This is a genomic window from Amphritea sp. GJ51-11 (assembly GCF_055808735.1).
Window position 1 is genome coordinate 477,156 of the sequence record NZ_CM147881.1, and the last position, 7,845, is coordinate 485,000.

The 7,845-nt window shown below is 48.0% G+C and carries 9 protein-coding genes (1 of these 9 cut by a window edge); all 9 read left to right on the forward strand.

Annotated elements, in window-relative coordinates:
- The first annotated feature begins 19 nt into the window (after positions 1–19).
- A complete protein-coding gene (gene iscX / locus AC0L4K_RS02025; protein ID WP_473268033.1) occupies positions 20–214 on the forward strand; it encodes a Fe-S cluster assembly protein IscX in 195 nt (64 codons plus the stop codon).
- Positions 215–380: 166 nt separating this feature from the next.
- On the forward strand, positions 381–788 hold the full coding sequence (gene ndk, locus AC0L4K_RS02030; protein WP_417225005.1) for a nucleoside-diphosphate kinase: 408 nt from the start codon (positions 381–383) through the stop codon (positions 786–788).
- 57 nt (positions 789–845) lie between these two features.
- Positions 846–1,979 carry a dual-specificity RNA methyltransferase RlmN gene (rlmN, locus tag AC0L4K_RS02035; RefSeq protein WP_215953608.1) on the forward strand — a complete coding sequence of 378 codons (1,134 nt, stop codon included), beginning with the start codon at positions 846–848 and terminating at the stop codon, positions 1,977–1,979.
- A gap of 41 nt (positions 1,980–2,020) precedes the next feature.
- Positions 2,021–2,782, forward strand: a complete 762-nt coding sequence (pilW, locus tag AC0L4K_RS02040; protein WP_417225003.1) for a type IV pilus biogenesis/stability protein PilW — start codon at positions 2,021–2,023, stop codon at positions 2,780–2,782.
- Positions 2,779–3,741: a RodZ domain-containing protein gene (locus tag AC0L4K_RS02045; RefSeq protein ID WP_417225001.1), complete on the forward strand. Its 963-nt coding sequence runs from the start codon at positions 2,779–2,781 to the stop codon at positions 3,739–3,741. Before pilW ends, AC0L4K_RS02045 begins: the two co-directional genes overlap by 4 nt.
- A 53-nt stretch (positions 3,742–3,794) precedes the next feature.
- Positions 3,795–5,033: a histidine--tRNA ligase gene (gene hisS / locus AC0L4K_RS02050; RefSeq protein WP_417225294.1), complete on the forward strand. Its 1,239-nt coding sequence runs from the start codon at positions 3,795–3,797 to the stop codon at positions 5,031–5,033.
- 43 nt (positions 5,034–5,076) lie between these two features.
- On the forward strand, positions 5,077–5,724 hold the full coding sequence (locus AC0L4K_RS02055; protein WP_473269194.1) for a YfgM family protein: 648 nt from the start codon (positions 5,077–5,079) through the stop codon (positions 5,722–5,724).
- Between the two features lie 3 nt (positions 5,725–5,727).
- Entirely contained in the window at positions 5,728–6,879 is a 1,152-nt protein-coding gene (bamB, locus tag AC0L4K_RS02060) for an outer membrane protein assembly factor BamB (RefSeq protein WP_473268034.1), read from the forward strand.
- A gap of 94 nt (positions 6,880–6,973) precedes the next feature.
- Positions 6,974–7,845, forward strand: partial view of a ribosome biogenesis GTPase Der gene (gene der / locus AC0L4K_RS02065; RefSeq protein ID WP_417224997.1) — the 5' portion only. Its footprint extends 544 nt past the window's final position; the window shows 872 of its 1,416 coding nt (coding positions 1–872); the start codon lies at positions 6,974–6,976; the stop codon falls past the right edge of the window.

Here is a 7,845-nt window from a genome sequence, read left to right on the forward strand (position 1 = left end):
GGCGTGATCGGAGATAGTTATGAAGTGGGTAGATGTTTACGATATCGCAATTGACCTTGATGAGAAGTATCCCGATACAGACCCGCTGACGGTGAGTTTTCCTGATCTGTATGAGTGGGTGATGGCGTTGGAGGGTTTTGACGATGACCCTGATCGGTGCGGTGAGAAAGTACTGGAAGGGATTCAGATGGCCTGGATTGAAGAGCGTCAGTAGATGATATTCAAATAGCCCGCATTAGCGGGCTTTTTCGTGGGCACTGATGCTGTTCAGTTAGCATCGGTTAGCGTATAATTGCGCGTTTCATTTTTCTGGCATCCCTGCGACTTTGGTCTGCTGGCCGCCAACTGCCCTGAACTTTTATACAAAGGATTAATAGCACATGGCTATCGAACGTACTTTTTCTATCATTAAGCCTGATGCCGTTGCAAAAAACGTTATTGGTAAAATCGTTTCTCGTTTCGAGTCTAACGGTCTGAAAATCGTTGAAATGCAGCTTAAGCAACTGACTCGTGAAGAAGCTGAAGGTTTCTATGCAGAGCACAAAGAACGTCCTTTCTTTGCTGATCTGGTTGAATTCATGACTTCTGGTCCTGTTGTTGTTCAGGTACTTGAAGGCGAAAACGCAATTGCGTTGAACCGTGAGCTGATGGGTGCGACTAACCCACAAGAAGCGGCTGAAGGAACTATCCGTCGTGACTTCGCTGAGTCTATTGATGCGAATGCAGTACACGGTTCTGATTCACCTGCTTCTGCAGAACGCGAGATCGCTTACTTCTTTGCTAAGTAAGTTGTCCCTGCGGGCCGCTATTCGGCGGCCCGTCATTTCATGAACGTTGAGGTCAATATGACTGAATCCACCCGTAAAATTAACCTGCTCGGATACTCTCCAAAAAAATTGGAAGAGTTTTTTGTGAGTATCGGCGAAAAGCCTTTTCGGTCGACCCAGGTGCTGAAATGGATTCATCAATTTGGTGCCAGCAGCTTTGATGAAATGACTAACATCAGTAAGTCATTGAGGCAAAAACTGAGCGAAGTCTCCGAAATTCGCGAGCCTGATATACTGGTGCAGAATATTTCTAAAGATGGCACCCGTAAGTGGGTCATTCAGCTAGATGGCGGTTCCGCTGTTGAGATGGTGCTGATCCCCGATAATGGCCGTGCGACTCTGTGTATCTCATCACAGATTGGCTGCTCGTTAGACTGCAGCTTCTGTTCGACGGGTAAGCAAGGGTTTAACCGCAACCTCAGTGCCGCCGAAATTATCGGTCAGGTCAGGGTTGCGATCCGCTCATTTGGGCCTTTTGATCCCTCCGGTGACCGCCGGGTGACCAATGTAGTGTTCATGGGAATGGGCGAGCCATTGATGAACTTCGACAATGTGGTCGATGGTATTCATCTGATGATGGACGATAATGCTTATGGGTTGTCGAAGCGGCGTGTTACGTTAAGCACCGCCGGTGTTGTACCGCAAATTGATAAGCTCAGTCAGGTGACTGATGTATCCTTGGCGATCTCGTTGCATGCGCCTACCGATGAGTTGCGTGATCAACTTGTACCTATCAATAAGCGTTACCCGATTGCCGAATTGGTTGATGCCTGTAACCGTTATATGGCGAGTTTGAAAGATAAGCGTGTTATAACAGTTGAATATACCTTGATTGCAGGTATTAATGACCATCCAAGTCAAGCGAAACAGCTAGTTAAGTTGTTAAAACGTTTACCCTGCAAGCTAAACCTAATACCATTTAATCCGTTCCCTAATTCAGACTATCGTCGTCCGTCTGAAGATGCGATCCAAGCGTTTAAGATGGTGTTGGTCAAAGCGGGTGTTATTACCACGGTGCGAAGAACCCGAGGTGATGATGTCGATGCGGCATGTGGACAGTTGGTTGGACAGGTTATGGACCGTACCCGACGTAGTGAAAAATATATACCGCTAAAAGATGCCAGTGGGGTGCAGCAGGAACCACCTCGTTAATCAACTAAAGGTGATATAAATCTCGCCAGGAGTGAATAAGATTGAAAGGTTATCTGATATTACTGATTAGTCTATTGATTACTGGTTGCGCGGGACAGGATGTCACGACGACAGAGCAGGGTATTCCTCAAGCGGTTCAAGCTTATAACTCTTTGGGGATGCAATATCTGCGTAGAGGTGACACGCCTAATGCCAAGTTGGCATTTCAGCGCTCCGTGGTAATCGATCCGGATTCCGCTCAAGCATATAACGGCTTGGCCATGGTGTTTCAGTTAGAAGAAGACACGCAGTTGGCTGAAAGTTACTTTAAGAAAGCGATTGATGTCGAGCCTGACAGCGCCATGATGCACAATAATTATGGTGCTTTTTTGTTTAGTCTTAAGCGCTATCCGCAAGCCTGTAAAGAGCTTGCTCGTGCGACGGAAGATCCTTTTTATAATCAGCGTAGTCAGGCATTTGAGAACCTTGGTCGATGTTATCTATTGATTGATCGCTTAGATGCCGCTGAACATGCCTTTAAACGTAGTCTCACACTGACACCCAACCGTCCGCTAGCCATACTGCAATTAGCAGATGTGATGATTAAGAAGGGTAGTGTCGACGAGGCTGTTAGTTTGTTCGATCAGTTTAGCACGATGGTGAACGATAAACGGGTTCAGCATAGTGCTCAGAGTCTATGGCTAGGGGTACAAATATCCCGGCTGAAGAATAGCGGCATTGATGCTGCGACCTATGGTCTGATCCTGAAAAACATGTATCCGGATTCAGAAGAGTATCGGCAGTATAAGGAGTCTACTCCGTGAGTAATGAGCAGTTACTGAGTCACGAAACTGAAGAGCATGGTAAGGCCTTTCCGGCAGCTGAGTTTGCTGCCGCAAGAGAGCAGCAAGGGCTAACGAAAAATGATGTTGCCCGGGAACTAAGACTGTCAGAAAAATATATTGATTCACTTGAACGCGGGGCGTTCGATGAGCTGCCTAGCATGGTGTTTGCGCGGGGCTATGTACAGTCCTATACCAAACTGCTGAAGTTGGATGTTAATCGCTACTTGGCGCTGTTTGATAACTTATACGGCCGCGCGAGTGCCGGTAATGCGCCGCAGTTTCGTATAAGTCCCGGAGTACAGTCGACCGCCAAACTGGGTGATCCAGTGATTAAATGGTCGGCTTGGGTATTTGTGCTAGCGATTGTTGCGGCCACCGTTTGGTGGTGGAAAATACAGCAGGGTACCGATTTAGCGGTATCGTTCTCTCCAGCAACGGAGTCGGTGGAGGTTGAATCGGTCGATGGCAGCACTCTGATTGTTCCGTCAGGTATTTCTCACCGGGATGAACTGCAGACTCTTGTGCAGCCAGAAATTAATTTAGTCAGCCAAGACTCTGAAGACGGTGCGATAACAGAACTTACCTCTGAGAGTGAAGCCACCGAGGCTGAGGCGGCTGATACTCCTGCGGTAGCGTCTGATGAGGCCGAAGTGCAGGCAGAAACTGCATCACAGCCGGTTGATACGGGTGATGTATCGCTGCGTATTACGTTTAACGATGAATGCTGGGTGAGTGTTGAAGACCACACCGGTAAAGTACTTGAAATGCGGGTTAAGCCAGCGGGTAGCGAGTTAAGTGTTTCTGGGGAAGCACCGCTCAAACTGCTGTTGGGGCGTGTTGAAGCGGTCGATAATGTGTTTCTTAATGGCTCGCCAATAGAGTTTAATCGTGATAGTCGTTCAGGTGTGGTGCGGTTGACGCTGCCACAAAGTGAATAAAGTTTTAACAGATTAGGTAATGAACATTGGCCAAGATTAACGCCATACGTGGAATGAATGACATCCTGCCAGACCAGACACCGGTGTGGCAGTTTCTTGAATCGACAGTCAAATCAGTGCTCGGTACTTATGGATATACAGAGATCCGTATGCCGATTGTTGAACAGACGGACCTCTTTAAGCGCTCTATCGGTGAAGTAACCGATATTGTTGAGAAAGAGATGTATACCTTTGAAGACCGTAATGGCGAAAGCCTCACGTTGCGGCCTGAGGGTACGGCGAGCTGTGTGCGCGCGGGCGAAGAGCATGGCCTGTTATTCAATCAAGCTCAGCGGCTCTGGTATCAGGGGCCGATGTTCCGCTATGAAAAACCTCAAAAAGGCCGTTATCGCCAGTTTCATCAAATCGGTATTGAAACCTTTGGTATGGCCAATGCAGATATTGACGCTGAAGTGATTATGCTGAGTGCGCGTCTCTGGAAAGCGCTGGGCATTGCTGATGCTGTCACGTTGCAGCTTAATTCACTGGGAAGCAATGTCGCCCGGGCTGAATATAAAGAAGCCCTAGTTGCCTATTTGTCAGCACGGAAAGATCAACTGGATGAAGATAGTCAGCGCCGCCTAAGCAGTAACCCATTACGGATTCTGGATAGTAAAGATGCTAACACGCAGGCGTTGTTGAATGATGCGCCTTCGCTCGTTGACTATATCGATGATGAGTCCCGAGAACATTTTTCTGAACTATGTAACATGCTCGACCAAGCGGGTATTGCTTATGAGCTGAACCCCCGCCTAGTTCGTGGCCTTGATTACTACTGCAAAACGGTTTTTGAATGGGTTACCGATAAGTTGGGTGCTCAAGGAACAGTCTGTGCCGGTGGGCGTTATGACGGACTGGTTAAACAGTTGGGCGGTCGTCCGACACCGGCTGTTGGTTTTGCTATGGGCGTTGAACGCCTGATTCTGTTGCTAGAAACGCTAAATGTTATTCCTGATGATGTTAAGCAACCATTTGATCTTTATTTGGCGGCTGAGCATAAAGGCTTGCAGACCTCATTGATGGTGTTAGCTGAGCAATTAAGAAATGATGTCCCTGGTATGCGAATTAGAGTGCACTGTGCAGGCTTGAAAAATATCAGCAGCAAAGCGCGTCAGACGGGGGCTCCTTGGGTGGTGCTGGTGCGTGAAGAAAACGCGTCCTTGATGGCAAACCTGTGGTATAACTCTGAACCAACCTATGATGTTCAGGTCAACAACCTGAGCGGCTTGCTGCAACAACAGCAACAGGCATAATAATTAAATTGAGAAAGGCGATTAGGAGCAAGCTGTGTCAGATATGCGCACCGAAGAAGAACAGGTTGAAGCATTAAAGAATTGGTGGAAAGAGAACGGTAAATCACTGTTACTCGGTATTGCTTTGACCCTAGCTGTCGTATTTGGCTGGAAAGGTTGGCAGAACAACCAGCAGGTGACGGCTGAAAACGCAGCAGTGGTCTATCAGAATCTGGTGCAAGCGGTGGCGTTAGCTAGCGCGCCGCAAGCAACTGAAGATCAGCGTACAACGGCGACGCATCTGGCTAAATCTCTCAAAGAGGAATTTGGTGATACGGCTTACGCTCGATTTGGGGCTTTGTTTAGTGCCCGTCTTTATGTTGACAGCGGTGATTATTCCGCCGCATTGAGTGAGCTTGATTGGGTGCTGGTTCAGGCTCCTGATGATGTTATGAAAACTGTCGCCTCGATGCGTAAAGCGCGTGTGATGGCGGCTATGGGCGATGTAGAGCAGGCAGTTGCGCTATTGGAAGGCCTTAAAACACCAAGTTTTAGTGTCAGCATTGCTGAATTGAAAGGTGATCTCTATCGCCAGCTAGGTAACCTTGATAAAGCGCGTAATGCATATCAAGCCGCTGTCGCTGATGCCCCTCAGGGTACGCGCCCACTTCTGAATCTGAAGTTAGACAGTCTGGCCGTAAAAGGAAGCTAACTGATGAAACAACAATTGTGTCGTGTGTTATTGCTGGCCACCTGTACTTTGACAATCTCAGCGTGCGGTTGGTGGGGTGGTGAGGTAGAGATTGAGCCTGCTGAACTGGTTGATTTTGAGGCTGAGAAAAAGGTTGATGTCCTGTGGAGTAAATCTGTAGGGGCCGGCTTGGGTGAGAAATTTAACAAACTGAGCTTGGCGATTAATGGCGATGTTGTTTATGCCACCGATATCGAAGGCAGTGTATTTGCATTTGATCGCAAGGATGGCCATTCGCTTTGGAGTATAGAGCTAGAAGCGCCGATTGTTGGTGGCGTTGGTGTTGGGCCTAATCATGTTGCTGTAGCGACAGAAAGCGGTGAAGTGGTGATGCTGAGCGCTGATGATGGTACAGAAATGTGGCGTCAGCAGATGAGTAGTGAAACCCTCAGCCCTGTACAGATGAATACGGATATGGCGGTCGCACAGCTACAAAATGGCAAGCTGGTTGCGATGAACATCAGTACCGGGGAACGGCTCTGGACCTATGATAGCCAGATTCCTCGTCTGACCTTGCGCGGTACGAGTGCGCCTATCGTAGCGGCCAACGTTACTATCGCGGGTTTTGCTAATGGTAAAATGGTTGCTGTTCGCAATGATTCCGGTGTGGAATTGTGGGAACGCCGAGTCACGGTGCCTGAAGGCAAAACGGAACTTGAGCGGCTTATCGATATTGATTCACGGCCACTCTATATTGACGGGGTGATCTATATTGTTAGTTATCAGGGTAAGCTAGTTGCGGTCAGTGCATCCGATGCGCAAATTCTCTGGTCACAAACGGCATCTAGCTATCAGAGTCTGGCAGCGGGCTTTGGTAATATCTATGTGAGTCAGGCGAATGGTTTTATCGAAGCTTTTGATCAGCGTAGCAGTGCGAGTGTGTGGCGCCAGGCGGCACTTGAAAATCGTCAGACGACCTCACCAGCGGTACTAGGTACTACGGTTGTAGTTGGTGATTATGAGGGCTATGTGCACTTTATGTCTCAGGTTGATGGACACTTCGTTGCTCGCTATCGGGCTGACTCTGATGGTTTGCGTGGCGATATGGTTGTTGTAGATGATGTGCTGTATGTATTGGGTAACGGTGGGCGCTTGGTGGCGTTGCAGTTAAACTAGTCATAGCGTTTTTGATTCGGCGGTTATCTGTTAAGTCAGATAGCCGCTATTTTGTTTTAGATGAATACGTTTTTTAAACATTGGTAATAAAAATATGCTTCCGGTAATTGCACTCGTCGGCCGACCAAATGTAGGTAAGTCGACACTGTTTAACAGACTGACAAAAAGTCGCGACGCTCTTGTCGCTGACTATTCCGGTCTGACTCGTGACCGGAAGTATGGTGAAGGCCGTCTGGGTGATCGGGATTATATTGTGGTTGATACCGGCGGTATTTCCGGGGACGAAGACGGTATCGACTATAAGATGGCTGAACAGTCATTGCTAGCGATTGAAGAAGCTGACATCGTTTTGTTTTTGGTGGACGGTCGTGCCGGCCTTAATCCTGCTGATGAAATGATTGCAGATCATTTGCGTCGATCGGAAAAAGAAAGCTACCTCATTGTTAATAAGACCGATGGTCTTGATCCTGATGTGGCGATGTCTGACTTTTATGGTTTAGGTTTGTCAGAACCTTTACCTATTGCCGCATCGCATGGTCGTGGTGTGACTCAATTGGTTGAGTATGTGCTGTCTGAAATTCCGTTGCGTGATGAGTCCGCAGAGGAAGAAGAGCGTCAGCGACAGAAGAAAATAGCGATTATTGGCCGGCCTAACGTGGGCAAGTCAACGCTGGTCAACCGTATCTTAGGTGAAGACCGGGTGGTTGTTTTCGATCAGGCGGGAACCACACGGGATAGCGTGTATATTCCTTTTGAGCGAGACGGCGAGCCCTATACCTTGATTGATACTGCTGGTATTCGTCGACGTAAGAATGTGACTGAAGCAGTGGAAAAGTTTTCTATTATTAAGACGCTGCGTGCGATCAATGATGCCAACGTCGTTGTTTTGGTGATTGATGCGCGAGAAGGTGTATCTGATCAAGATCTGCATCTGCTTGGGTATGTGCTTGATGCCGGGCGTTCTTT